We start from the raw sequence: 25,268 nt of genomic DNA on the forward strand, positions 1-25,268 counted from the left end.
GCGATGTCTTGTGATCCCGCCGCGCGCGGGTGCACGGGGTGTTTCCGAAGACTAGGGTATATGTGGTGCCTGTCCCTGGATCTGCACTCTCGGCTCATGCAGCGGGCGTCGACCGGTTGATGGCGAGTTATCGATCCATCCCGACGACGTCCGCCGTCCGGCTCGCCAAGCCCACGTCAAACCTGTTCCGCGCCCGCACCAAACGCGATGCGCGCGGTCTGGACACCTCGTGTTTGACCGGCGTTCTCGCCGTGGATCCCGAGACCCGCACCGCCGACGTCGCAGGCATGTGCACGTACGAGGACCTGGTGGCCGCGACGCTGCCGTACGGCCTTTCGCCACTGGTGGTTCCGCAGCTGAAGACGATCACCCTCGGCGGCGCGGTCAGCGGCCTGGGCATCGAGTCGGCGTCGTTTCGCAATGGCCTGCCCCACGAGTCGGTACTGGAACTGGACATCCTCACCGGCGCCGGAGAATTGGTCACCGCCTCCCGCGGCCAGCACCCGGAACTGTTCCGCGCCTTCCCGAATTCCTATGGCACGCTGGGATATTCGACCAGGCTACGAATCGAGCTGGAGCCCGTGGCCCCCTTTGTGGCGCTGCGGCACATCCGATTCCGGTCGCTGCCCGAGCTGGTCGCGGCGATGGAACGCATCATCGACACCGGCGGCCAGGGCGGTACCCCGGTGGATTATCTGGATGGCGTGGTCTTCAGCCCCGACGAAAGCTATCTGTGTGTGGGCCGGCGGACCACCACGCCGGGACCGGTCAGCGACTACACCGGGAAAAACATTTACTACCAATCGATTCGGCATGACCTGGCCGGGGTGGAAGCCACCAAGGACGACCGGCTGACGATTCACGACTACTTCTGGCGTTGGGACACCGACTGGTTCTGGTGCTCGCGCGCGTTCGGCGTCCAGAACCCGCGGGTGCGGCGCTGGTGGCCCCGCCGCTATCGGCGCAGCAGCTTCTACTGGAAGCTCGTCGCGCTGGACCAGCGTTTCGGAATCGCCGACCGCATCGAGAAGCGTAAAGGCCGCCCGCCACGCGAGCGGGTGGTGCAGGACGTCGAGGTGCCGGTCGAACGGACCTGCGAGTTTTTGGAGTGGTTCGCGGCCGACGTGCCGATCACGCCGATCTGGTTGTGCCCGCTACGTCTCCGCGATCGCGAAGGCTGGCCGCTGTATCCGATGCGCCCCGACCACACCTACGTCAACATCGGGTTCTGGTCCTCGGTGCCGGGCGGCCCCACCGAGGGCGCGACGAACCGGGCCATCGAGGCGAAGGTCAGCGAACTGGACGGCCACAAGTCGCTGTACTCGGATTCGTATTACACCCGCGAGGAGTTTGACGAGCTCTACGGCGGCGAGGCTTACAAGACGGTCAAGAAAACTTACGACCCCGACTCGCGTCTTTTGGACCTGTACGCAAAGGCGGTGCAACGGCGATGACGACCACCCGAGAACCCCATCACACGACCGCCGGGAAGCTCAGCATGGCGGAGATCCTGGAGCTTTTCGCCGCGACGGGGCGGCATCCGCTCAAGTTCACCGCCTACGACGGCAGCACCGCCGGCAGCGAGGACGCGGAGCTGGGCCTGGACCTCTGCTCGCCCCGCGGGGCCACCTACCTGGCCACCGCCCCCGGCGAACTCGGCCTGGCCCGCGCCTATGTGTCGGGTGACCTGCAGACCTACGGCGTCCATCCCGGCGACCCATACCAGCTGCTCAAGACGCTGACCGACCGGGTCAACTTCAAGCGGCCCTCGGCGCGGACCCTCGCCAACGTCGTCCGCTCCATGGGCGTCGAGCATCTGCTGCCGGTCGCGCCGCCGCCCGAGGAGGCGCCACCGCGGTGGCGGCGGGTCGCGGCGGGCGTCATGCACAGCAAGACCCGCGACGCCGAGGCCATCCACCACCACTACGACGTGTCCAACACGTTCTACGAATGGGTGCTGGGTCCGTCGATGACGTACACCTGCGCGGTCTATCCCGGCGCCGACGCGACGCTGGAGGAGGCCCAGGACAACAAGTACCGGCTGATCTTCGAAAAGCTGCGGCTGCGGCCGGGCGACCGCCTGCTGGACGTCGGCTGCGGCTGGGGGGGCATGGTCCGCTACGCGGCGCGACACGGTGTGCGCGCGATCGGCGCCACGCTGTCGGCGGAGCAGGCGAAATGGGCGCAAAACGCGATCGAAGCCGAAGGTCTGGCCGACCTGGCCGAGGTGCGGCACTCCGACTACCGCGACGTCGCCGAGGCGGGATTCGACGCCGTCTCCTCCATCGGCCTGACCGAGCACATCGGCGTCAAGAATTACCCCGCCTACTTCGGCTTCCTGAAATCCAAGCTGCGCACCGGCGGCCTGCTGCTCAACCACTGCATCACCCGCCACGACAACAAGTCGACCTCCTTCGCGGGCGGATTCACCGACCGCTACGTGTTCCCGGACGGGGAACTCACCGGCTCGGGCCGCATCGTCACCGAGGTCCAGGACGCGGGTTTGGAGGTGCTGCACGAGGAGAACTTCCGGCACCACTATGCGATGACGCTGCGGGACTGGTGCCGCAACCTCGTAGAGCACTGGGATGAGGCGGTCGACGAGGTCGGCCTGGCGACGGCCAAGGTGTGGGGCCTGTACATGGCGGCATCGCGGGTGGCGTTCGAGCAGAACAACCTTCAGCTGCACCACGTGCTGGCGGCGAACGTCGCCGCCCGCGGCGACGACGAGCTGCCGCTGCGGCCCTGGTGGCGGCCCTAGACTCCGTCAATCCGACGCGCGCCCAGCTCGTTCTGCAGCAGCTCGAGTGCGGCCTCTTCGGGGTCACGCCGCGGCGCCGACGGCTCACTCCGGCCGGCCTCGGCGAGCATGCTTTCCTCTTCGTCTCGCTGCGCGGAATCCGCGGCGGCCGGCTCGTCGACCGGCGCTTCCTGCCGGGCGGGCGCCGGGGCGCTCGCGGCGGGCGCTCCCGAATCCACCTCGCACCGCACCCGCCAGCTCACCCCCAGCGCGTCTTTGAGCGCCTCGGCGATGACGTCGGCGTTGCGCTGCTCGGACAGCCGCTTGGCCAGCGGCGCCGACGCGTGGGTCAGCACCAGCGTGTCGTCCTCCACGGCCCGGACCGTGGCGCCCGCCAGCATCACCTCGGTGGTGCGGCTGCGCTGGCGCACCTTGTCGCGCACTGTCGGCCACATCGATCGCAGCGCCGCCGCGTTGAGTTCGCCTGGGGCAGAGCCTGATTCGGGTTCTGGCGGCGGCGGAGCGGGTTCGGGCGCGGGCGTCGGATTCGGGTCGGTCTTGGCGGTGGGCGCCTCGGCCTTGGCGACGGGCTTGGAAACGGCCGCCCGTTTCGGCGGCGCGGTTGGCGCCGCCGAAACCTCGGAGGCGGGCAGCGACACACCCAGCCGGGTCTCGATCCGCTCGACGCGCTGCAGCAGCGCCGACTCGGCGTCGCTGGCCGAGGGCAGCAGCAGCCGCGCGCAGACCACCTCGAGCAGCAGGCGCGGCGCCGTCGCGCCGCGCATCTCCCCCAGCCCGGCCTGCACGACCTCGGCGTAGCGGGTCAGGGTCGCCGGGCCGATGCGGGCCGCCTGCTCGCGCATCCGGTCCAGGACGTCCTCGGGCGCGTCGACCACGCCGCGGCTGGCGGCATCCGGAACCGCTTGCAGCACGATGAGATCGCGGAACCGCTCCAGCAGATCGGTGGCGAAGCGCCGCGGGTCGTGGCCGGCGTCGATCACCGATTCGACCGCGCCGAACAACGCGGCGGCGTCCGACGCGGCGAGGGCGTCCACCGCGTCGTCGATCAGCGCGACGTCGGTGACGCCCAGCAGGCCCAATGCCCGCTGGTACCTCAAGTGGTTGTCCTCGGCACCGGCCACCAGCTGATCCAGGACCGACAGCGTGTCCCGCGGCGAACCGCCGCCGGCCCGGATCACCAGCGGGTACACCGCGTCGTCGACGACGACGCCCTCCTGTTCGCAGATCCGCCCGATCAATGCCCGCATGGTCTTCGGCGGCAGCAGCCGGAAGGGGTAGTGATGGGTGCGCGACCGGATCGTCGGCAGCACCTTCTCCGGTTCCGTGGTGGCGAAGATGAAGATGAGGTGCTCGGGCGGCTCCTCGACGATCTTGAGCAGCGCGTTGAACCCCGCGGTCGTCACCATGTGCGCCTCGTCGACGATGAACACCCGGTAGCGCGACTGCGCCGGGGCGTAGAACGCGCGGTCCCGCAGCTCGCGGGTGTCGTCGACGCCGCCGTGGCTGGCGGCGTCGAGCTCCACCACGTCGATGCTGCCCGGCGCGTTGGGCGCCAGCGCCGTACACGACTCGCACACACCGCACGGGTTGGCGGTCGGTCCCTGCGCGCAGTTCAGCGACCGGGCCAGGATGCGGGCCGAGGACGTCTTTCCGCAGCCGCGCGGCCCGGAAAACAGGTAGGCGTGATTGATCCGGCCCGCCTCCAGGGCGATCGACAGCGGTTCGGTGACGTGCTCCTGCCCCACCACCTCGGCGAAGGTTGCCGGTCGATACTTGCGGTAGAGGGCCACGGTCAGCAGGCTACCGTCGCCCGGTGACTACAGCCCGGGCGGCGTCGAGTGTGTATCGGCGGCATCGCGTGTGCGGCCACGGCTTTGAATGTGCGTCCAGGGCGGGATGTCGTCGGAATTTCCGCCGTCAGTGCACAGAGAAAGCCGTCAGCTCACACTCGACGGGGAGGTCGACGGGGAGGACGCCAGCAACGACTCCGAGGCAGCCAGCAGCGCGCAGGTCGCCAGCCCGTCGACGGCGTCGCGCAGGTCGGGCAGCGACGGGAAGGTGGGCGCGATCCGGATGTTCTTGTCGCCCGGGTCCTTGCGGTACGGGAACGACGCGCCCGCCTCGGTCACCGCGATGCCGGCGTCCTTGGCCAGCGCGACGGTGCGCCGCGCCGTTCCGGGCAACACGTCGAGGCTGATGAAGTAGCCGCCCTTGGGCTCGGTCCACGAGGCGATCTTGGAGTCGCCCAGCCGGTTGTCCAGGATCTCGAGCGCCAGCGCGAACTTCGGCGCCAGGATCTGCTGGTGGCGCAGCATCTGCAGGCGCACCCCGTCGGCGTCGCGGAAGAAGCGCGCGTGCCGCAGCTGGTTGACCTTGTCCGGGCCGATCGACTTCTTCGCGGCGTACTGCAGATACCAGGCGATGTTGCCCAGCGACCCGCCCAGGAAGCTGACCCCGGCGCCGGCGAAGGTGATCTTCGATGTCGACGCGAAGACGTACGGCCGGTTGGGGTTGCCCGCCGTGGCGGCCAGCCCGAGCACGTCGACCTGGCGGATGAACTCGTGCGTCAGGGTGTGCACCGCGTACGCGTTGTCCCAGAACAACCGGAAGTCGGGCGCGGCCGTGCGCATCTGCACGAGCCGGCGAACCGTCTCCCAGGAGTAGGTGATGCCGGTGGGGTTGCCGAACACGGGCACCGCCCACATGCCCTTGATGGCGGGGTCGACGGCGACCAGCTCCTCGATCAGGTCGACGTCCGGCCCGTCCTGCTGCATCGGGACGGCGATCATCTCGATGCCCATCGTCTCGGTGATGGCGAAGTGCCGGTCGTAGCCGGGTACCGGGCAGAGGAACTTGACGGCCGGCTCGTCCTTCCAGGGCCGCGGCGAGTCGACCCCGCCGTAGAGCAGCGAGAACGCCACGAGGTCGTGCATCAGCTCCAGGCTCGAGTTGTTGCCGGCGATCAGGTTCTGCACCGGGATGCCGAGCAGGTCCCCGAAGATGGCCCGCAGCTCGGGCAGGCCGTGCAGGCCGCCGTAGTTGCGGGTATCGGTGCCCTCGGAATCGCGGAAATCGTCCCCGGGCAGGCTCAGCAGCTGGTTGGACAGGTCGAGCTGCTCGGGCGAGGGCTTGCCGCGGGTCAGGTCCAAGGCCAGCTTCTTGGCCTGCAGCTCCGCGTAATCCTGCTGGTTGCGCGCGTGTGCAGCGGCAAGTTCGTCCGGGCTGAGCGAATCCAGCGACACCATGGACCCTTTCGCTGTCGAGGCGGCGGCTTCGGGGTCAGGTGTTGGACATGCCGTGGGCCCCGAACCGTGGCGATCGCGAGCGCGCGGTGGGGCACCCCGCTTGCGGGGACCGGGCGCTGCGGGTCGCCACTCGTTTAACCTGGGGGACCCCGCGCACCCGACAGAGCCCATTGACCCTTGCTGCCTTCCGGCCCTGGGGGAGTTCACAGGATAGACGCCGCGCGGGGTCCTTCGGCGAGTCTAGTACCTGGCCGGAAACGATCGGCGGCGGCCATTAAAGCGGACCGGACGCTCGGTTACCATGGCCCACGGAGGATTCGCCTAGTGGCCTATGGCGCTCGCCTGGAACGCGGGTTGGGTTAACAGCCCTCGCGGGTTCAAATCCCGCATCCTCCGCCATTGGTCGCGCTCGGCTCGGGTGCGACAACGCACGGGGGTTGTTTGGAATCGGTTTGACCGGCCTTTAGGCTGGCTTACCGGCCAACAAGCTCACCGGCAGCACGAGGAGGCGTATGGGGCGCAAGGTCGCCATACCGTGGCACGCGACGTTTTCGATCGCTGCCGGCGTCCTCTACTTCTTTTTCGTGTTGCCCCGCTGGCCTGAGCTGATGGGTGAAACCACGCATTCGGTCGGGACGACGCTGCGGATCGTGACGGGCGCGCTGGTGGCCCTCGCCGCGCTGCCCGTGGTCTTCACCCAGCTGCGGACCCGCAAGCCCGAGCTGGGCACGCCGCAGCTGGCGCTGACCATCAGGCTGTGGTCGATCGTGGCCCACGTGCTGGCCGGCGTGCTGATCATCGGCGCCGCAATCAGCGAGATCTGGCTCAGCCTGGACTCCGCCGGGCGGTGGCTGTTCGGGATTTACGGCGCCGCCGCCGCGATCGGCCTGCTCGGCGTGTTCGCTTTTTATCTGTCGTTCATCGCCGAATTGCCGCCGCCCCCGCCGAAGCCGATCAAGCCGAAGAAGGAAAAGCAGCGCAAGAAGCGAGGCCTGCGCCGCAAGCAGGGCGAAACCGAAGAGGTCACGGACGAAGTCGCCGAGGAGTCCGAGGGCGCTGAGACCGAAGAGCCCGAAGACACCGAAGAGGCCGCAGAGGCAGCAGAGCCCGAAGAGGCCGCAGAGGTCGCCGAAGAATCGCAGCCCGAGCAAGAGCCCGCTACCACCGCGGAAGCCGAGACGGAACCCGAACCGGCCACCGAGGAAGCCGAAGCCGCCGAGGAGCCCCGGACCGGCTTGCAGAACCGCCGCCCCACGGGCAAGGGCTCGCACCGGATGCGGCGCCGGCGCACCCGCGGCGGCGTCGCGCTCGACGAATGACCCGGCCCTGGATCAACGCCGCTTGATGCCCTCGACATAGGCCGCGATGCGCCGCTGCGTCTGGTCGGCGCCCCACAACTGGCGGACCTCGCTGTCGATGAGGCCGCCCTCGCGCATCCGTGCCAGCGCGGGGGCCCGTAGCTGCACTTTGGTGTGGCGATAGGCGTCGGCCGGGATGCCACCGCGGTCGGCGGCCTCGGCCACCGCCGCCCCGACGAGATCGTCGGCGACGACGCGGTGGGCCAGCCCGTTCGCGGTTGCCTCGTCGTCCCGATACACGCGGCCGCCGAGCAACACGTCGTCGGCGCGGTCGCCGCACGCGTAGCGCATCACCTCGAGCGCGGCGACGGGGAACGCGACCCCGACGCGGACCTCGGAGGCGCCGATCTGCGCGCCGGGGCTGATCAGCCTGCGGTCGCAGGCGCACGCCAGCACGCACCCGCCCGCGATGGCGGCGCCATTGATCGCGGCCACCGTCGGCCCGGGATAGCAGAACAACGCCTCGAACGCCTCGGACAGCGCCGGGATCAGCCGGTCGGTGTAGTCGGCACCGCCGCCGACCACGCGGTTGAGGTCGACCCCGGCGCTGAAGGCGCGGCCGGCGCCGGTGACGACGAGCGCTCCCGCGCCCGAGTGCTGCAGTTCCCCCAGCGCGTCGGTCAGCTCCTTCAGCAACTCGACGTCGAGGGCGTTGACGGGCCCGGAGGACAGGGTCAGCACCCGGACCCCGCCGACCGCTTCGATCTCGATCACGACGACACCCCCTCCGTCAGCCGGCCGAGACGATGACGACCGGGATGTCGGTGTTCTCGTCGGTGTGGTAGCTCGCGCACACCCGGTGGTAGCCGTCGGCGATCTGCAGCGGGACGCCCGTCGTGAAGTCACCGCGCACCAGCAGGATGGGCGACAAGGCCTGGCCCTTCTTGATCTTGGAGAGATCCGCGGCGACGTGCGGATTGTCGTCGGGCAACAGGCTCAGCCGCGCGGCCCGCAGAATGTCCTTGGCCTTCTTGTGGCTGACGACACCTGATTTCATCTTTTCCGACAACTCGTTGGCGGTGCCCGGCTCCGCCAGCAGCGCGAGGTAGTCGGCGGCCGCCGGGAAGTCATGGGGCTCAGGCTTTTCCAGCCATTTCACGCTCGCCATCGCGCATCTCCCTTCGTCGGGCCGTGTCGAGGCAGCCTACCGGGCGGGCGGCGAAATTGGGATCGGTAGCGGGCCCGGGCATCTGTACTTGCGCCCATGGCGACGCCAATGGGGCGGCGCATGAAGGAAGGAAAACCAGTGAAACGTCTTATCGCGGGAGCGATTGGAACCCTCGGCGTCGCTGCGGCTTCAGTGGCGCTGGTGGGCTGCTCGAGCGGCGGCCACACGGCCGCCCCGTCAAGCACGGGGCCGAGCACGGCGCCCAGCGTCGCCGCCACCGGCACCAACGCCCAGGTCAAGGTGGGCGGCACCGACCTGGCCGGCCTGAACCCGTCCGCGGTCACCTGCGTGCGGACGGGCGGCAAGATCGACATCGGCAGCGGTAACAGCGGCGCCCAGCAGGCGCTGGCTGTGGTGATGACCGACGAGCCCACCCCGAAGGTCGAGTCGCTGGCCCTCTTCGTCGACGGCAGCGCCCTGTCCGTCAGCAACGGGATGGGCGCCAAGGTCGGTTCGGCCAACGTGGCGGTGGACGGCAAGACCTACACCATCACCGGGCAGGCGCAGGGCGCCGACATGAAGAACCCGATGGCGGGGATGATCACCAAGGACTTCAACATCAAGGTGACCTGCGGTTGATCGATCGGACTCCGGGGCGGCGGGCGTGCCTTCACTCACGCGTCCGCCGCTCCGGATCCTCGCCACGCCGACGACGGCGGACTTATGATGCAGCCGTGTCGATCCCCGAGGACTTGGCGGACGCCCGCCGGTTGGCGTTTGCCGCCGACGAGACGCGGGCCAGGGATCTGCTGCTGTCACTGGTGCCGCGGATCGAGCGGGAAGATCGAGACGATCTCATGCTGGAAGTCTTTGCGCAGCTTGGGGAGATCTACCTGGTGCGCGGGGCGAATGACGGCGTGCGCGAGTCGATCCGGCGCATCCGCGACTGCCTGGCCATCTATTCGGGGATCGCCGCCGGCGCAATGCCGGAGGCCGCGGCGCGGGTGACCATGTCCGAGGGCGAGGTGGCGCAACTGGTCTGCCGGTACTCGCGACGGGCGCAATTCCTTCAGACGGGCCTGGCGGCGGCCGCCGGCGACCACGAGGGCGCCGCCTCGGCGCTGCGCGAACTGAGCGACGCGGAATCCGATGGGGACTTCGCCGACCTGGCCGACGAACTCGAGTATCTGCGCGCCCACGCCCAACTGCTGTGCGCGTCGGCGCTCTGCGACGATGACCTGCATGTGCGATCGGTGCCGTTGTGGGACGCGGTGTTCGAGGGTGTGGACCGCCTCCGGGGCGGCAGCGAGTTCGCCGACCACCTCCTGGTCGCCGCGGGCACCGCATACGGCAGATTCTGCGTGGAGACGGGCCGGCTGGCCGAAGCCGAACCCTGGTTGCGTCGCGCGGGCGCCAGGGCGCAGGCTCGCGGATGGGAACTGGCAAGCGCCAGAACGCAGTTGGAGCGTGCGGCGGCGTGCTGGCTGGTGGGCGACCACGCGACCACCGAGCAGCTGGTGTCCGAGGCCCAGCCCGTCATCGCCCGCTACGCCCGGCCGCACGACGCCGCCAGGTGCTGGCTGTACCTGGGGCTCACCCGGCTGGGCTCCGGCGCCCTGGAAGCCGCCGACGAGTGCTGGGAGCAGGCCGAGCGGCACTGGCGGGAGTTGGGGAAGCCGTTACACCTGCACCGGATCTTGTTGCAGCGCAGCTGGATTGCTATCTTCTGGAGCCGCTTCGCCGACGCGGTCGAGCTGATCGCGCAGGCCCGGGACCTGCTCGACTCCTCTCCCCGCAGCAGCTGGTTGCAGTACGCCCAGCTTGACAGCCAGCTCGGCACGGTGTGGCGCGCGGATGCCTTGGCCGACTTGGGTTTCGACAGTTCGGGTGATCCCGACGAGACCCTGCAGGAAACCGAGGCACGGCAGGCCGAGGGGCTCGGCATCCTGCGCGGGGAGGTCGGCACACCGGAATACTGGCGCGGGATGGCCAAGCTCGAGCGGGCCGCGGAGCTCAAGGTGCCGGCCGCGCTGGCGGTCGACTCGGTGCGGTATTCGATCGCCGACGCCGACGCGAGATCGCGCTGGGCCACCACCATTTCTGCCCCCATCTTGGCCGGCGCCTTCGCCGTCGCGTGGGAGTGGGAAAACACCGAGCTGATTAGCGAGCTGGTCGAATACCACAGCGCGCGAGGCACTTTCGACACCGATGCGCAGCGACCGAGGATCGGCGAATGGGCGGCGACGGCCACCGCGACGGTCGTCATCGACACCGGCTCGGACGTGGCACTGGCCGCGGCCGGACCCCCCGCGGCGCGTGCGGGCGGCTCGCTGACGCGGCTCGGCCCGCTGCCGCCGCTACAGATGCAGCCCGACAGCCCGCCGATCATGAGCCGTTATCGCGCATTGGCTTTCGAACGCTACGGTCGCGAGGTCACCGCCGCCGAGCCGGCGTGGTCGACCTGGCCATGAGCGACGCGGACCGGCTGACGCTGGTGCTCCGGTTCGCCGACGTCGGGATCGTCACCTACGGCAGTCTGCGGATCGTGGGACAGCCGTCACGAACCGTCAATTGGGTGATCGAAGATCCGATCCTGCTCGCCGCGTTGCAAGAGCTCACCGACGCCCTGCCCGAGCCCCACGGCGCCGAGAGCCGGCGCGACGCCATCGAACGGGCGCTCACCGCCGGCCCCTTCGCCACGCCGGACGCCGAGCTCACGGTCGCCTACATCCTCGGGGTGCTGCTGATCGGCTCCGCGGGGTGGGAGCTGTTGGCGGAGTGCGCGGCATCGCCGCGGGCGGTGCTGTTCGTCTCGCCCAGCGCGCGGCTGGCACGCATCCCCTGGGGGCTGCTGGCGGTGCCGAAATCGGGACCGAGCAAGGAAGAGTTGGTGCGCGCACGCCAGGACGCCATCACCCGCAGCGGCCGGGTGGCCGCCCGAATCCCTTGGCAGCTGGCCGATATCGGCGCCCATACCGACGGTCACCGCCTGATGGAGCTCGTCGACGTGCTGATGGCGGTGCCGCCCAACATCGTTCACTCGCCGCGGACGCCGGCCGGCTGGGACGCCAGGCGCGACGGTCCACCGTTGCTGGTCCTCGACCCGCGGGTGCCCGGGCAGCGACCCGACTCCGCGCTCGGCTCGGTGCTCGGCCGGCCCTCCCCGCACTCGCCGTTGGCCCGGCACTTCGGCGAGCTGATGGGGCGCCGCCCGGTGCTGCCCGAGGTCGGCGACGTCGTCGAGCTGTTCCGCCGGCAGGACGCCGACCGCGTCTGGCTGGCCAAGCAGCTGGCGCAGGCCCCGAGCCGGCTCATGTACGTCGGCCACGCCAGCTCGGCGCACGGCCGCGCCGACCGGGCCGCCCTGCACCTGGCCTGCACCGCCGGGATCCCGGGAGACGCCGAGGCGATCGGCGATCATCGCCCGCTGACCGCCTCCGACCTGATGTCGCTGCAGCTGCCCATCCCGCCGCGGGTCGCCCTGCTGGCGTGCGGATCGGGCGGCGACTATCAATTCGACGAGGCGACCGGCCTGGTGGCGGCGATGATTCTCGGCGGCGCCGAATTGGTGACCGCCACCTTGTGGTCGCTGCCCACCTCCGCGGCCTATCGACAGTTCGCCGCGCACGAATCGGCCGACCCCATGGCCGATATCGTTGTCGCCGTGGACCGCGCGCAGGACGGCGGGGACGGGGGGTGTGCGGTGAACCTTTGGCAGCGCGCGCAGATGCGGCGCTGGCGTGACGGCGACGTCACCGCCAGCCCGCTGTATTGGGGCGCCCTGGCCACGTTCGCGGTGGACGGCGCGCGCTAGCCTCAGACCGACGCCAGCCAGGACGCGTGCACGGCGAGAACATCATCGGGCAACGAAAGTTCCTCGCGGGCAGCGGGATCGAACGCCACCAGCACGACCAGCCCGGGCCGCAGCACCGACACGTCGAGATCACCCTCGCCGCGCGCCAGCCTCCCGATGAACGTCTCGCCGGACACCGCCACCACCTCGATGAACACCTGGCGCTCGTCGCCCACCTTGCGCACGGTGCCGACGCCGACGGTGGGACCCGCCGCCATGGGACGCCGCACGAACGCGAGCCGGCCCGTTCCCGTCAGCAGCATGAGTAGCTTTTTCATGCCCATCAGGCTCTAACCGCCGGACGGCTACCGAACCCAACTTTTCGGCTGCCGATATTTTGCGATTGCCCCTATCCTGGCCTGATGAGCGCGGATTCGCAGGTTGCGCCCGACGTCGCCGTGGGTCACCCGCGCCGGTCGGTGATCGATGCGGCGTGGCGCGCGATCGGCCCCGGCGTCGAGGTGCTCAGCAGCGACGACGGCGGCCCCTTGAGCCGGACCGTCAAACGCATCATCGACCCCCTGGTGCTCCGCCTGCGATCGAACCCGCAGTACTCGGCACCGGTCGTCCCGCCGGAGACCGCGGCCGCGATGCACGATCTGATCGTCGGTAGCGCGCGCGAATTGCGTTACGCCGCAGCATGGTTCGACACCCTCAAGCTCGAGCGACGCAGGCAGCGGATCCGCACCGGTAACGCCCAGGAACTGTACTTCCCGGTCTGCTTCGAGCTCGCGGTGACGAAAGGCCCACCGGCACCACAGGATCGAGAGACGGCGGCCACCGTGCTCACCGACATCCACCAGGGCCGCGACCGCACCGCGATCGAGGTGCTGCGCCAATACGTGGCGAGCCCCGATGTCGTCGGCAGGCTGGCCGACCAGCTCGACCGCAGCTGGGGTGACGTGCGGGCCGCGCACACCGCCACCGGCCCGTTCCTGGCCGAGCTCGCCACCGTGCTCGGACCCGCCCACGGCCATCGCGCCGCGTCGGCCCGCCAGCGCGTCTGGTCGGCCGTCATCGCCGACGCCACCCCGTACAACCTCGGGGCGCTGGTCCGGTTGGACGGGGCCGAGCTACCGTGGTCGATCGCCGAGCTCGGCCTGAGTTCGTCTGAGCCACAACGCCGGCCCCGGATCGCGGGCGAATCCGACAGTGACCGCCCGCTGGACCGCAGCGTGGTGGACCGGGTGCGCGCGACGCTGCGGCGCGCCCTGGACCGCGACGCGCTGCCCGACATCCCGCTGCTCTGCGAGGAGGAGGTCGACCGGGCGGCCGCGCCGTGGGGACTGCTGTCGGAGGACAAGCAGGCCACGCTCGTCGCCGGCATCGAGGTGGCCGTCGAGCTGGCTCCCCTCGACCCTTCCGTCTCCAGCCGCTACGCGCTGGCGGCCCAGATCCAGGCCCGGCTGCGCAAGGAGGCCTACGTGCTGCACGCGCGGCGCTACCTCGCCGAGGGCGGCCCGATCCATCCCCGCCAGCGCCAGGTGGTGGACGACCTCGCCGGCTACGCGCAGCCCTACCTGAGCCGGCTCTGGGCGCGACTGCACGGGCGCGACGTCTGGCAGGAGCCCTGCGACGACGTCGACGAGGTGCGGTCCCTGCTGGCGGGGGTCGCGCGGTCGGTGAGCCTGGATCACCGGCAGCGGATCAAGGCGATGCTGGAATTGCAGGTGGCCGGATGAGATTGGCCGCCGATTCCGGCCTGTGGACGACGGGGACCGCCCCCGCCGAGTCGCCGCTCGCCGCGGTGCTCGAAGTCAGCGGCGCGGTGCTGTCCTGGATGGTCGACGATCCGCCCGGGGACGCGGGCACCCACATCGCCTTCACCGACCTGTCACGCGCCGACTGGCTTTGGCGCGTCCTCGGCGAGTCCGGTCATGTCGCGCTGGTGTCGGCGGTCGACGGCGCGGCCGATCGGCCGCAGGGCATCGAGCTCTCCGGCGTCGAGATCGTGCCCGGGTCCCTCGCCCCGCTCCGGCGGCTGGCCGTGGGCCATTGGCTGCGGCGCTGGTGGCCCGTCAGCCGCCGGGACGGCATCGCCGCGCTCGACCCCGCAGTGCTCGACGTGGAGGTCGCGCTGCTGACCTCCGGCGCACAGGGCTTCTTCACCGACGACACCCTGGATTCGGATGTGGCCGAGCTGCTGGCACCGCACGCCGCCGCCCTGATCGCCCACGCGCGGGGTGGCGACCCGCGGATCCTGGATCTGGTGCGCGCAGGCACCGGGCTGGCCGACGAGGTGGGTGTGGACGGCCCCGGATGGCCGGAACTGTATGCGGCGCTGGATGATTCGGGGCTGGCGCTTACCGGGGAGCCGGCCCGACCGGGCGGACGCCGCGACGACTACGCGCTGGCCGCCGGCACCGGAGCGGCCCCGCGGGACGCGGCCCCAATCGCCCGAGGCGTCGCGTCCATCAGCTGGAGTGCCGTGCCGCCCGGGATCTTCGACGCGGGCGAGAACACCGTGGACTGGAGCGTCGAGGTGGCCGGCGCCCGCGTGGTCGCCTTCGTGCAGGCGGCCGTCATCGGCCCCGGCCCGGCCACCGGGATCGCGGTACAGCTGCGTTCCGGCGCCATCAGCGGCAGCGGCGCCCTGGACGCCGACGGCGACGCCACCGTGCCCCTGGTCGACAGCGAGCAGCGGCCGGTGACGGAATCGGCTGCCTGGGACCACGATTGGTCGGCGACGTCGCTGATCGTCGGCGCCGAGGTGCCGGGCACGACGGAGTCGCGCGACACCCGCGACAGGGTCCGCCGGTGGGCGCGGGCCCGGTTGGACCGGCCCCCGAACGACGCCTTTCTGGCCGAGATCCTGGCCGCCGAATCCGACTACTGAGCTTCTCGCCCGACCGGGCATCATTCCCTATGCTGAGCGAGTGCCAAACAACTATCGGGTCGTCCAGTGGAACACCGGCAACGTCGGAACGAGCTCGCTCCAGTCGATCGCCGACAACCCGGCACTGGAACTGGTCGGCTGTTATGCCTGGTCGCAGGACAAGGTTGGCCGCGACGCCGGCGAGCTGGTCGGCATCGCGCCGCTCGGCGTGGCCGCCACCAACGACGTCGACGCGCTGCTCGCGCTGAAACCGGACTGCGTCGTCTACAACCCCATGTGGATCGACGTGGACGAGTTGGTCCGCATCCTGTCGGCGGGCGTCAACGTGGTGACGACGGCCTCCTTCATCACCGGGGCCAACCTGGGCGAGGGTCGCGACCGAATCGTCGAGGCCTGTCAGAAGGGCGGGTCGACGATCTTCGGTTCCGGCGTCAGCCCCGGCTTCGCCGAGCTGTTGGCCATCGTCTCGGCGATGGTGTGCAACAGGATCGACAAGGTCAGCGTGATCGAAGCGGCCGACACCACCTTCTACGACTCACCCGCGACCGAGAAGCCGGTGGGCTTCGGCCAGCCGATCGACCACCCCGAGCTCCCGGAGATGGCCCGCAAGGGGACGGCGATTTTCGGCGAGGCCGTGCGGCTGCTGGCCGACGCGCTCGGCGTCGAGCTCGACGAGGTGCGCTGTGTGGCCGAATTCGCCCAGACCACAGCCGATCTCGAGATGGCGTCCTGGACGATTGCCGCGGGCTGCGTCGCCGGCGTCTACATCAGCTGGCAGGGCATTGTCGGCGGCAAGACCCTGATCGACCTCAACGTCCGGTGGCGCAAGGGGCAGACGCTCGAGCCGGATTGGAAGATCGACCAGGACGGCTGGGTCATCCAGATCGACGGGCAGCCGACGGTGACCACCAAGGTCGGCTTCCTGCCTCCCCCGTATTTCCAGGCCGAGACCATCGCCGACTTCATGGCGCTCGGGCACATCATGACGGCGATGCCCGTCATCAACGCGATCCCGGCCGTCGTCGCCGCGCCGCCGGGCATCGTCACCTACGCCGACCTCCCGCTGACGCTGCCCCGCGGCTACGCCAGGGGCTAGCCGCCTCCCGACGCCACCGCCGTCGCGGCCTTCCGCCGCGCGGTTCTGGTGTAGGCCGCGCCGAGCTGCGGCACCTCGAGCGGGCCCTGATGGCGGGCGGCCTCGATCGCGTTGCGCAGCGGGCCGGCCAGTCCGGCGAACGATCCCATGTCGAAGAGCAACGGCGTCAGCAGCCGGTTGTGGACGAAGCCGAAGGCGCTGCCGGATTCCGGGTCGGCCCAGCCCAGGGTTCCGCCCAGACCCACGTGACCAAAACCCTTCAGCAGGCCGGGCACCGGCGACTCGTGGTAGCCCAGATGAAATGGCATGGGCACCACCATGTTTGCGTCGGGCCACTTGCGCTGCGGCCGGCCCGTCAGCCCGCGCACCAAGTCCTCGGACAAGTACTTCTTGCCGTCGATGCGGCCCCCGTTGGCCAGGGCCGCATACATCTTGGCCAAACCGCGGCCGGTCACCACACCGTTGGCCGCCGGCACCTCGCCGTCGAGGAACTCCGTCCGGCCCTTGATGAGGGAGACGACGCCGGGGAAGTACATCGCGCCCAGGGCGCCCGAGAACGGCAGACCGGCCAGCTTCGGCACGACGAAATTGAACACCGGTGCCCGCAAACGCCCCTGCGGCAACAGGATCTGGGCCGCCTTGGTGGGCGCGCCCTCCGGCGGGCGACCGAGGTGCAGTCCGTCGGTGTTGAGCGGGCGCGCGATCTCCTGGCGGATCAGCTCTCGCATGCCCTTGCCCGTCACCGCCCTGGCCAGACCGGACAGCAGCCATCCGTAGGTCAGCGCGTGATAGGCCTGCACGCCCCGCAGATGATCGACGGGCGCGGCGGCAAGGCGCTGCTCCATCAGCAGGTGGTCCATCAGCTCGGCCCTGGTGACGCCCCTTAGGTGCGACAGCCCGGACCGGTGCCGCAAGACGTCGCGCACCGTGATGTCGGCTTTTCCGTTGGCCGCGAAGTCGGGCCAGTAGTCGGCGACGGGATCGTCGTAGGACAGCAGGCCCCGGTCGGCCAGACGGTGAATCACCGTCGAGGCGACCCCCTTGGTCGCCGAGAACACCATCGCGCCGGTGTCGGCGGCCCAGCGTTCGGTGCCGGCCCGGTCCGACCAGCCGGTCCAGACGTCGACGACGGGCGCGCCGTCGATGTAGACGGCCAGCGCTCCGCCGCCGAACCGACGACCGGGGAACAACCGGGCGAACAGGCCGACGACGTTGGAGAAACGAGGGTCGGCGGCACCGGACACCCCGCGCGGCAGGCCGTCGTCGGTCACAAGCAGGGTGGACCCCCGGCGAGGTGCCATCACGGAAATGAAGCTATCAGCCGGTCAGCGCCCTGAACACAAACCGGGCCGCGGGTGGATCACTCCGGCGGTCGGGGAGCCTCGTCCCCGGGTGGGCGCTCCGGGGGCGCGGCATTCAACCACTTCCTGAGCCGAAATAGCTGGTTGACCACCATGCCGATGCCCAGCAGCATCAGCACCGCGACGATAGCCACCACGATTGCGGTGCTCACGCCGTCCATGATGGGCGGATCGCCTTCGGGGTTTCAAGGTCGCCCGCCGCCGGGTAGCCACACCCAGCACAACGACGCGATCAGGAGGCACGCAGATGAGCGGCGCGGACAAGGCGAAGAACAAGATCGAGGATTTGGGCGGCCGGGCCAAGGAGGCCATCGGCAGGGCCACCGGCGACCACGAAACCAGGGACGAAGGCCGGGCGGACCAGGCGAAGTCGAGCCTGAAAGACGCCGGGGAAAAGGTGAAGGACGCGTTCAAGAAGTAATCGACGGCCCGCTGGTCGTTCGTTGGTTCGATCGACAATCCACAGCGCGATTGGCGTCGAACATCAATAAACGACACACGATGCGGAGGTCTTCGAGCATGCGCCGATTCACCACATCCCTGGGAGTCGCGGCGGTCACGGCGGCATTCGCACTCTGGGGCGCCCCCACCCCGGCCGCGTCCGCCGACCCGTGCCCCGACGTCGAAGTCGTCTTCGCGCGCGGGTCGGGCGAACCACCCGGCGTCGGCGGCGTCGGCGGGTCATTCGTCGACGCGTTGCGGGGGCAGGTAGGCGGCAGGTCGCTCGGGGTGTATCCGGTCAACTACCCCGCCAGCACCGACTTTTCCAATCCGGATTTCCCGGCCACCGTCATCGACCGCATCCGTGACGCCGGCACGCACATCGAGTCGATGGCGAAAAACTGCCCGAACACCAAGGAAGTGCTCGGCGGGTACTCCCAGGGCGCCGCGGTGGCGGGCTTCGTCACGTCGGCCGCCGTCCCGGCGGGCGTCCCGGCGTCCGCGGTGCCCCCGCCGATGCCACCCGAGATCGCGAACCACGTCGCGGCGGTCACGCTGTTCGGGACGCCGTCGGGTCCGTGGCTGCAGAAGTACGGCGCGCCGGTGATCGTCATCGGACCGCTGTATCAGCCCAAGACGCTCGAGTTGTGCGCGCCGGGCGACGGGATCTGCGGTGACGGCAACGACGCCTTCGCGCACATGTCCTATCCGATGAACGGCATGACGGGCCAAGCCGCGACCTACGCGGCGAGCCATTTGTAGCCCCGGGCAGAATCGCAGCATGCACGTTCTGGTCACGGGCGGGACGGGATTCGTCGGCGGGTGGACCGCCAAGGCCATCGCCGACGCGGGACACTCCATCCGGTTCCTGGTGCGAAATCCGGATCGGCTGCAGACCTCCGTCGCCAAGCTGGGTGTCGATGTGTCGGACTTCGCCGTCGGCGACATCACCGATCGGGTCTCGGTGCGCGACGCGTTGCGCGGCTGCGACGCCGTCGTGCACAGCGCCGCCCTGGTGGCCGTCGACCCGCGGCAGACCAACGAGATGCTGACCACGAACATGCAGGGCGCGCAGAACGTCCTCGGCCAGTCCGTCGAGCTCGGACTGGACCCGATCATTCACGTGTCGAGCTTCACGGCGCTGTTTCACCCGGGCCTTCAGACGCTGACGGCGGACCTGCCGGTCGTCGGCGGGGCCGACGGCTACGGCACGTCCAAGGCGCAGGTCGAAATCTATGCGCGCGGGCTACAGGACGCCGGCGCCCCGGTGAACATCACCTATCCCGGCATGGTGCTCGGCCCGCCCGTCGGCAACCAATTCGGGGAGGCCGGCGAGGGTGTCAGGGCGGCCGTGCAGATGCACGCGATCCCGGGGCGCAGCGCGGCCTGGCTGATCGTCGACGCCCGCGATCTGGCCGCGTTGCACGCCGCGCTCCTGAAGCCCGGGCGGGGGCCGCGCCGCTACACCGCGGGTGGGCACCGGGTCCCCGCGGCCGAGCTCGCGGCGATGCTGGGCGAGGTCGCCGGGACCCCGATGGTGGCGGTCCCCATCCCCGACACCGCGCTGCGCGTGGCCGGCGCGGTCATGGATCGGGCGGGCCGGTTTCTGCCCTTCGACACGCCGATCACATCGGCGGGGATGCAGTACTACACCCAGATGCCGGCGTCCGACGACTCGCCCAGCGAGCAAGAACTCGGCATCACCTACCGGGATCCCAAGGAAACCATCGCCGACACCTTCGCGGCCCTGCGCACGGCGGGCCGCTAAGCCCTTTGCGTCGACCGTGCAACTACCGACCTTTCTCGGGTCGCCCGTTGCAATCTGGCGAGGGACTTTCGGCTGCCGTAACGGGGGCCTAATCCTCTCCCCGGCCGCGGTCCGGTGCGGGAACATCGCCGTAGCCTTCGGCTAGGAGCTGTGTCATGACGAAAACCATTCCGCCACTTGACCTTTCGTGGCTGCTGATCGAATCACCGGCCGGCACGACGCACGTCGGCGCGATGCTGCTGTTCAAGAAGCCCGCGGGCCGGGCGCCCGTCGTGCGCGAGATCGTGCAGGCGTATCGGGCGTGCACGCCGGTGCCGCCGTTCAACTACGTCCCCGAGCTGCTCGGGCGCTCCGCCCCCCATTTCCGGGAGGTGACGGACTGGGACCCCTACTACCACGTCGGGCACCTGGCGCTGCCCGCCCGAGCCTCGTACGACGACCTGCTGCGGCTGGTCGCCGACCTACACGAACCACAACTCGACCGGGATCGGCCGCTGTTTCGCTGCTGGGTGATCGACGGTGTGCCGGACGGAATGTTCGCGATCTACACCAAGACCCATCACTCGATCATCGACGGCGAGTCGGGCCTGCGGCGGCTGTACGCCGGGCTGAGCACGACCGATCGGCGCGGCGTGCCCACCCCCGCCTTCGCGCTGAGCACGCCCGAACCCGCGCCGCATCCCCCGACGCCGCTCGCCGGGCGCATCGCCGATGCGGTGCGGGGCGCCCTCACCCAGGTCGGTGCGGTGAACCAGGTCTCGGTCGGCGCGCTGCGCAAGGTCCTCGCGGGCGTGTTGGGGTCGCATCTCGAGGGCAGCTTGCCGTTCGCCGCGCAGCACGGCCCCACCAACGAGCCGCTCAAGATCGGGCGAAGCTTCGCGACGCTGTCCCTGCCGCTCGACGAGATGCGCGAGGTCGGCCGACGGTTCGGGGCGACCCTGAACGACGTGGCGGTCACCGTGGTCGACGCGGGGCTGCACGCCTACCTGCGCGAGACGGGCCGGGACGTCGCGCACCCCTTCATCGCGATGTGTCCGGTGTCCATGCGGGCCGACGGGGACACCGCGATCGGCACCCGCGTGTCGGCGATATTTCCGCGCCTCGGCGAGCCCGGCGCGAGCGTGTCCGAACGAATCCGGCAAGTGACCGACTCGGTCGCCACGTGCAAGAAGGAACTCGGCCGCATGTCCAACGAGGCGGCGATAACCTACGCGACCGGGCTCGTCGCGCTCGCCGGCCTCGGGTCGTCCACACACCTGGACCGGGTGGCCCACCCCGCGTGCAACCTCGTCATCTCAAATATGGCGGGCGCCAAGGAGATCCGCTACCTCAACGGTGCGCGACTGCTCGGCATCTACCCGATTTCGGCCCTCGCCGCCTCGATCGGGCTCAACGCCACGATGGCGTCCTATCACGACAGCATGGACTTCGGGTTCGTCGGCAACAGCGCCGCGCTCGACGGCCTCCCGCGACTCGCGCGTTGCACGAGGGAGGCCTACGACGAACTGAAGGAAGCGGCGGGACTGCAACCGGCGCGCCGGAAACCCGCCACGGTGTAGGAAGATCGACGGATGAAGAGCGTCACCTGTACCAACGCGAAGCTTGAGCTCGTCGACACCCCGACCCCGACCCCGGCGAAGGGTCAGTTGCTCATCGAGGTGTTGCGGTGTGGCATCTGCGGATCGGACCTGCATGCGCGCCACCACTGCGACGAACTCGCCGACGTGATGGTCGAAGCCGGCTACGACGCGTTCATGCGATCGAACCAGCACGTGGTGTTCGGTCACGAATTCTGTGGGGAGGTGCTCGATTACGGCCCCGGCACGCGGAAGGCGCCGAAGACGGGCACTCATGTCGTCGCGCTGCCGTTGTTGCGCCGCGGCAAGGAGGTGCACGGGATCGGGCTGTCGGCGATGGCGCCGGGCGCCTACGCCGAGCAGCTCCTCGTCGAGCAGTCGCTGACGTTCGCCGTCCCCAACGGGCTGTCACCGGAGGTGGCGGCCCTCACCGAGCCGATGGCCGTCGCCTGGCACGCCGTCCGCCGCGGCGAGGTGGGCAAGGGCGACGTGGCGATCGTGATCGGCTGCGGGCCCATCGGTCTCGCGGTGATCTGCATGCTCAAGGCGCGCGGGGTGCGCACCGTGGTCGCCAGCGACTTCTCGGCCGGGCGGCGCGCGCTGGCCACCGCCTGCGGGGCCGACATCGTCGTCGATCCCGCGCAGGACTCGCCGTATGCGACGGATGCCAGCCGCAAACACCTCAAGGGCATCGTCGAGGCGTTCGACCTGGCGGTCGGCACGATCGAGAAGATGCAGAAGCTGCGGCTGCCCTGGTGGCACCTATGGCGCGCCGCCGAAGCGGCCGGCGCCGCCACGCCCGCGCACCCCGTCGTCTTCGAATGCGTCGGCGTCCCCGGCATCATCGACGGCATCATCGCGAGCGCGCCACTGTTCTCGCGCGTCGTCGTGGTCGGCGTCTGCATGGGCTCGGACCACATCCGGCCGTCGATGGCGATCAACAAGGAGATCGACCTTCGGTTCGTGCTCGGCTACACCCCGCTGGAGTTCCGCGACACGCTGCGCATGCTCGCCGACGGCAAGGTCAACGTCGCGCCGCTGATCACCGGGACGGTCGGGCTCGGCGGCGTCGAGGCCGCGTTCGATGCGCTCGGGGACCCCGAGGCGCACGCGAAGATCCTGATCGACCCCCGCAGCGACGCTACGCAGCCGGCGTGATCTCCAGCCCCACGTGCACCTTGTCGATGCCGCCCCGCACGATCGAGTGCGCATAGAACCACCAGGCGTGGTACCAGTACCGCTTGAGCACGGCGTTGTAGACCCGCCGCGTCTCCGACTTCGGCAGCAACCGGGCGATCCCTTCCACCGGTTCGCTCCTGGGCTTGCCCAGTGCGGCGCTGCGCGCGATCGTCACCCGCGGCGTGTTGTTGATCCGTTTGACCTTCCACGACCCGTCGTCGGTGATGACCAGCAGCTTGTCGCCGTCGGGCACGCCCCAGATCGGTGTCGGCTTGGGACGGCCGTCCTTGGTGAAGGTGGTCAGCAGCAGGTACTTGGACGTGATCACGTCCTGAAAGCGGAGGGGCACGATTTTTTTCCTATCTCTGCATGAGCTCAGCAGGACAATTCCCGATCGTCTGACTTCCTAACCTTTTGCGTAGCCAGTGCCGGCCCCGCCTGCCCAGCAGGCTGCCCGCACTGGATTTCTCATAATCGAGGAGGGGCGCGCCTCGTAACCCGCTACGCGGGAGTCGTTTTCGGTGACATGCGCAAGGCGAGCGCGCCGCCCGGGCAGCAGCCCAAACGTTCAGGTCAATCGCGGTCCGCGCATAAGGCGCAGAGTCGAATGGCCCTACTGCGGCGCGAATCGGGGCGCAAAAATTGCGTATATGCGGCAGTAGTGCCGCGCATGGTTGTCGTACGTTCATCCCAACCGCTGTTCAATCGGAGGTCGGTCATGCTGGACCTGGCGTTCGTGGCGTTGCTACTTGTGCTGACCGCGTCGGCCGTCGGGTTTGCCGTTGCTTGCGATCGATTGGCGCCGCCCGAGGAGCCCGCGCTCGGGGAAACGGACCGCCGGCGGGCACCGCGGACCGAGGCCGGATCGGTATGACGTTCGACGATGTGACAGGGATTGTCGTCGCCGTGATGCTGGGCGCCTACTTGGTCTACGGACTGATCCGGCGGGGAGACCTTTAGATGGTTGCGGCAAGTTGGGCGCAGATCGCGGCGGTGTTCGCGCTTCTGCTCGCCAGCACACCCGTTCTGGGAAATTACCTTGCCAAGGTGTACGGCAACCAGAAGGCGCCGGGGGACACGTTCTTCCTGCCGGTGGAGCGACTGATCTACCGGTTGTTGCGCATCGACCCCGACAGTGAGCAGCGCTGGACCGCATTCGTCGGCTCGGCGGTGGCCCTGACGTTGGTGGGAGTGCTGCTGAACTACTTGGTATTTCGCGTACAGCACCTGCTGCCCGGCAACCCCGATCATTTCGGCGCGGTCAGCCCGCCGCTGGCGTTCAACACCGCGGTGAGCTTCGTCACCAACACCGACTGGCAGAATTACACGGGCGAATCGACGCTGAGCCAGTTCAGCCAGATGTTCGCGCTTGTGGTGCATCAGTTCTTGTCCGCCGCCATCGGGATGGCGCTGGCCGCGGCGTTCATCCGCGGCGTGATCCGAACGCGGACAACAACTTTGGGAAATTTCTGGGTCGACACGGTGCGCTCTCTGGTGCGGGTGTTGGTACCCATGAGCTTCGCGTTCGCCATCGTGTTGCTCGCCGGCGGCGTGATCGACAACTTCCATCCCACCCGCGTCGTGTCGAGTATTTCCGGGCTCCAACAAAGCATCCCGGGCGGCCCGGTGGCGAGCATGGTGCCCATCGAGATGATCGGCGACAACGGCGGCGGCTACTTCGGCGCCAACATGGCCCACCCGTTCCAGAATCCCAATCCCGTCATCAACGTGCTCACCATCTGGCTGGCCGCGTCGATACCGTTCGCGTTCCCGTGGGCGTATGGCCGACTCGTCGGATCCATGCGGCAGGCGACGGTGGTGATCGTCGCCATGGCCACCTTGTACACGCTCTCGGTGGTGCTGGTGGCGGCGCTGGAAGCCCATGGCAATTCGCACATTCCACAGTTCGGCATCGCCCAATACCCCACTGCCGACAATCCCGGCGGCAACCTGGAGGGCAAGGATCTGCGCCTTGGAGCGACCGGTTCGGCATTGAACGCCGTCACCATGACTTCTACTTCGACGGGCGGGGTGAACGCGGCGATGGAGAGCTATACGCCGCTGGGCGGTGGTTTGTCGTTGTCGGACATGATGCTCGGGGAGGTCATCCCCGGCGGCACCGGCACCGGCCTGTACGGAATGTTGATCTTTGTGCTCATCACGTCCTTCATCGCCGGGCTGATGGTGGGACGCACCCCGATGTATTTGGGCAAGCGTCTGCTGGCCGGGGACATGACACTGGCGGCGATCTACATATTGGTCCTACCGGTCACGCTGCTGACGTTCGCCGGCATCTCGCTGCTGCTGCCGTCGGCGGCCCACCAAATCTCGACGACGGGGCCACATGCGGTGACCGAGGTCGTTTACGCCTACACCTCTGCCGCGCACAACAATGGGTCGGCGTTCGCCGGGTTGGCCGGCAACACCCCCTGGTACAACTCGACGCTGGGGCTGGCCATGTGGGTCGGGCGGTTCTTCGAGATCATTCCCGCGCTGGCACTGGCAGGTTCGCTGGCAAGCAAGCGCAAATACACGGTCACCGCCGGGACGCTGCGCACGGACACGCCGCTTTTCACTGCCCTGCTCGCTGCGATTGTCGTGATCTTGGTAGGTCTCACCTACTTCCCGGTACTCGCCCTTGGCCCGATGGCCGAGCACTTTTCCGGGCACTTCGGAGTCTGACGG

23 protein-coding genes, 1 tRNA gene and 1 other RNA gene are annotated in these 25,268 nt (G+C 69.3%); 16 read left to right on the forward strand and 9 right to left on the reverse strand.

What is annotated here, in order from left to right:
• Nucleotides 1-119 precede the first annotated feature (119 nt).
• The gene (locus A5696_RS17815) at nucleotides 120-1,454 is read left to right on the forward strand and encodes an FAD-binding oxidoreductase (protein ID WP_197517009.1); all 1,335 of its coding nucleotides are present in this window, start codon (nucleotides 120-122) and stop codon (nucleotides 1,452-1,454) included.
• The gene (locus A5696_RS17820; RefSeq protein ID WP_197517010.1) at nucleotides 1,451-2,761 is read left to right on the forward strand and encodes a class I SAM-dependent methyltransferase; all 1,311 of its coding nucleotides are present in this window, start codon (nucleotides 1,451-1,453) and stop codon (nucleotides 2,759-2,761) included. Before A5696_RS17815 ends, A5696_RS17820 begins: the two co-directional genes overlap by 4 nt.
• Here the strand turns inward: A5696_RS17820 and A5696_RS17825 are convergent.
• The 3 genes from A5696_RS17825 to ffs form a co-directional block, all read right to left on the reverse strand.
• Complete coding sequence (locus A5696_RS17825; RefSeq protein WP_067881820.1) at nucleotides 2,758-4,551, reverse strand: DNA polymerase III subunits gamma/tau; 1,794 nt, start codon at nucleotides 4,549-4,551, stop codon at nucleotides 2,758-2,760. The genes A5696_RS17820 and A5696_RS17825 overlap by 4 nt on opposite strands.
• Before the next feature lie 147 nt (nucleotides 4,552-4,698).
• Nucleotides 4,699-6,003, reverse strand: a complete 1,305-nt coding sequence (locus A5696_RS17830; RefSeq protein WP_156738466.1) for an aminotransferase class I/II-fold pyridoxal phosphate-dependent enzyme — start codon at nucleotides 6,001-6,003, stop codon at nucleotides 4,699-4,701.
• 140 nt (nucleotides 6,004-6,143) lie between these two features.
• Nucleotides 6,144-6,240, reverse strand: an RNA gene (gene ffs / locus A5696_RS17835) — signal recognition particle sRNA small type.
• 76 nt (nucleotides 6,241-6,316) lie between these two features.
• On the opposite strand from ffs, the gene A5696_RS17840 reads away from it, so the two are divergent.
• Both A5696_RS17840 and A5696_RS17845 read left to right on the forward strand, forming a co-directional pair.
• Nucleotides 6,317-6,405: transfer RNA gene (locus A5696_RS17840), tRNA-Ser, on the forward strand.
• A 113-nt stretch (nucleotides 6,406-6,518) separates the two neighbouring features.
• Nucleotides 6,519-7,325: a hypothetical protein gene (locus tag A5696_RS17845; RefSeq protein ID WP_067881825.1), complete on the forward strand. Its 807-nt coding sequence runs from the start codon at nucleotides 6,519-6,521 to the stop codon at nucleotides 7,323-7,325.
• Nucleotides 7,326-7,337: 12 nt separating this feature from the next.
• Here the strand turns inward: A5696_RS17845 and A5696_RS17850 are convergent, their stop codons facing one another.
• Together A5696_RS17850 and A5696_RS17855 are read right to left on the reverse strand one after the other, a co-directional pair.
• Complete coding sequence (locus A5696_RS17850; protein ID WP_067881828.1) at nucleotides 7,338-8,078, reverse strand: enoyl-CoA hydratase/isomerase family protein; 741 nt, start codon at nucleotides 8,076-8,078, stop codon at nucleotides 7,338-7,340.
• A gap of 16 nt (nucleotides 8,079-8,094) precedes the next feature.
• Complete coding sequence (locus A5696_RS17855) at nucleotides 8,095-8,472, reverse strand: hypothetical protein (protein WP_067881831.1); 378 nt, start codon at nucleotides 8,470-8,472, stop codon at nucleotides 8,095-8,097.
• A gap of 138 nt (nucleotides 8,473-8,610) precedes the next feature.
• On the opposite strand from A5696_RS17855, the gene A5696_RS17860 reads away from it, so the two are divergent.
• The 3 genes from A5696_RS17860 (at nucleotide 8,611) to A5696_RS17870 (ending at nucleotide 12,286) form a co-directional block, all read left to right on the forward strand.
• Nucleotides 8,611-9,111 carry a lipoprotein LpqH gene (locus A5696_RS17860; protein ID WP_067881833.1) on the forward strand — a complete coding sequence of 167 codons (501 nt, stop codon included), beginning with the start codon at nucleotides 8,611-8,613 and terminating at the stop codon, nucleotides 9,109-9,111.
• 95 nt (nucleotides 9,112-9,206) lie between these two features.
• A complete protein-coding gene (locus A5696_RS17865; RefSeq protein WP_067881836.1) occupies nucleotides 9,207-10,943 on the forward strand; it encodes a hypothetical protein in 1,737 nt (578 codons plus the stop codon).
• Complete coding sequence (locus A5696_RS17870; protein ID WP_067882007.1) at nucleotides 10,940-12,286, forward strand: CHAT domain-containing protein; 1,347 nt, start codon at nucleotides 10,940-10,942, stop codon at nucleotides 12,284-12,286. Before A5696_RS17865 ends, A5696_RS17870 begins: the two co-directional genes overlap by 4 nt.
• Before the next feature lie 2 nt (nucleotides 12,287-12,288).
• Here A5696_RS17870 and A5696_RS17875 read toward each other — a convergent pair whose 3' ends face one another.
• Complete coding sequence (locus tag A5696_RS17875) at nucleotides 12,289-12,588, reverse strand: hypothetical protein (RefSeq protein ID WP_067882010.1); 300 nt, start codon at nucleotides 12,586-12,588, stop codon at nucleotides 12,289-12,291.
• A 99-nt stretch (nucleotides 12,589-12,687) separates the two neighbouring features.
• Here A5696_RS17875 and A5696_RS17880 point away from each other — a divergent pair, with 99 nt between their 5' ends.
• From A5696_RS17880 to A5696_RS17890, 3 genes are read left to right on the forward strand one after another with little or no spacing between them, the layout of a single operon-like run.
• Nucleotides 12,688-14,007 (forward strand): hypothetical protein, encoded by a 1,320-nt coding sequence (locus A5696_RS17880; protein WP_067881839.1) that lies wholly within the window; start codon nucleotides 12,688-12,690, stop codon nucleotides 14,005-14,007.
• Nucleotides 14,004-15,161 (forward strand): hypothetical protein, encoded by a 1,158-nt coding sequence (locus tag A5696_RS17885; RefSeq protein WP_067881842.1) that lies wholly within the window; start codon nucleotides 14,004-14,006, stop codon nucleotides 15,159-15,161. Before A5696_RS17880 ends, A5696_RS17885 begins: the two co-directional genes overlap by 4 nt.
• A 40-nt stretch (nucleotides 15,162-15,201) precedes the next feature.
• Nucleotides 15,202-16,257, forward strand: coding sequence for a dihydrodipicolinate reductase (locus A5696_RS17890; RefSeq protein WP_067881845.1), 1,056 nt, complete (start codon nucleotides 15,202-15,204; stop codon nucleotides 16,255-16,257).
• On the opposite strand, the gene A5696_RS17895 is transcribed toward A5696_RS17890, so the two are convergent.
• The gene (locus A5696_RS17895) at nucleotides 16,254-17,558 is read right to left on the reverse strand and encodes a serine hydrolase domain-containing protein (RefSeq protein ID WP_067881848.1); all 1,305 of its coding nucleotides are present in this window, start codon (nucleotides 17,556-17,558) and stop codon (nucleotides 16,254-16,256) included. The two genes, A5696_RS17890 and A5696_RS17895, sit on opposite strands and share 4 nt — an antisense overlap.
• Before the next feature lie 59 nt (nucleotides 17,559-17,617).
• Nucleotides 17,618-17,770, reverse strand: coding sequence for a hypothetical protein (locus A5696_RS28030; protein WP_197517013.1), 153 nt, complete (start codon nucleotides 17,768-17,770; stop codon nucleotides 17,618-17,620).
• Nucleotides 17,771-17,865: 95 nt separating this feature from the next.
• Here A5696_RS28030 and A5696_RS17900 point away from each other — a divergent pair, with 95 nt between their 5' ends.
• From A5696_RS17900 to A5696_RS17920, 5 genes are all read left to right on the forward strand, one after another.
• A complete protein-coding gene (locus tag A5696_RS17900; protein WP_067881851.1) occupies nucleotides 17,866-18,039 on the forward strand; it encodes a CsbD family protein in 174 nt (57 codons plus the stop codon).
• Nucleotides 18,040-18,119: 80 nt separating this feature from the next.
• Nucleotides 18,120-18,821, forward strand: a complete 702-nt coding sequence (locus A5696_RS17905; RefSeq protein WP_067882013.1) for a cutinase family protein — start codon at nucleotides 18,120-18,122, stop codon at nucleotides 18,819-18,821.
• A 19-nt stretch (nucleotides 18,822-18,840) separates the two neighbouring features.
• On the forward strand, nucleotides 18,841-19,827 hold the full coding sequence (locus tag A5696_RS17910) for an SDR family NAD(P)-dependent oxidoreductase (protein WP_067881854.1): 987 nt from the start codon (nucleotides 18,841-18,843) through the stop codon (nucleotides 19,825-19,827).
• Nucleotides 19,828-19,982: 155 nt separating this feature from the next.
• Complete coding sequence (locus A5696_RS17915; RefSeq protein WP_067881857.1) at nucleotides 19,983-21,386, forward strand: wax ester/triacylglycerol synthase family O-acyltransferase; 1,404 nt, start codon at nucleotides 19,983-19,985, stop codon at nucleotides 21,384-21,386.
• A 12-nt stretch (nucleotides 21,387-21,398) separates the two neighbouring features.
• Nucleotides 21,399-22,562: a zinc-binding dehydrogenase gene (locus A5696_RS17920; protein ID WP_067881860.1), complete on the forward strand. Its 1,164-nt coding sequence runs from the start codon at nucleotides 21,399-21,401 to the stop codon at nucleotides 22,560-22,562.
• Here the strand turns inward: A5696_RS17920 and A5696_RS17925 are convergent.
• The gene (locus A5696_RS17925; protein ID WP_067881864.1) at nucleotides 22,546-22,932 is read right to left on the reverse strand and encodes a PPOX class F420-dependent oxidoreductase; all 387 of its coding nucleotides are present in this window, start codon (nucleotides 22,930-22,932) and stop codon (nucleotides 22,546-22,548) included. The two genes, A5696_RS17920 and A5696_RS17925, sit on opposite strands and share 17 nt — an antisense overlap.
• 611 nt (nucleotides 22,933-23,543) lie before the next feature.
• Here A5696_RS17925 and kdpA point away from each other — a divergent pair.
• Nucleotides 23,544-25,265 carry a potassium-transporting ATPase subunit KdpA gene (gene kdpA, locus A5696_RS17930; RefSeq protein ID WP_067881867.1) on the forward strand — a complete coding sequence of 574 codons (1,722 nt, stop codon included), beginning with the start codon at nucleotides 23,544-23,546 and terminating at the stop codon, nucleotides 25,263-25,265.
• Nucleotides 25,266-25,268 lie beyond the last annotated feature (3 nt).

The organism is Mycobacterium sp. E2699, assembly GCF_001666745.1.
Classification (GTDB): Bacteria; Actinomycetota; Actinomycetes; order Mycobacteriales; family Mycobacteriaceae; genus Mycobacterium.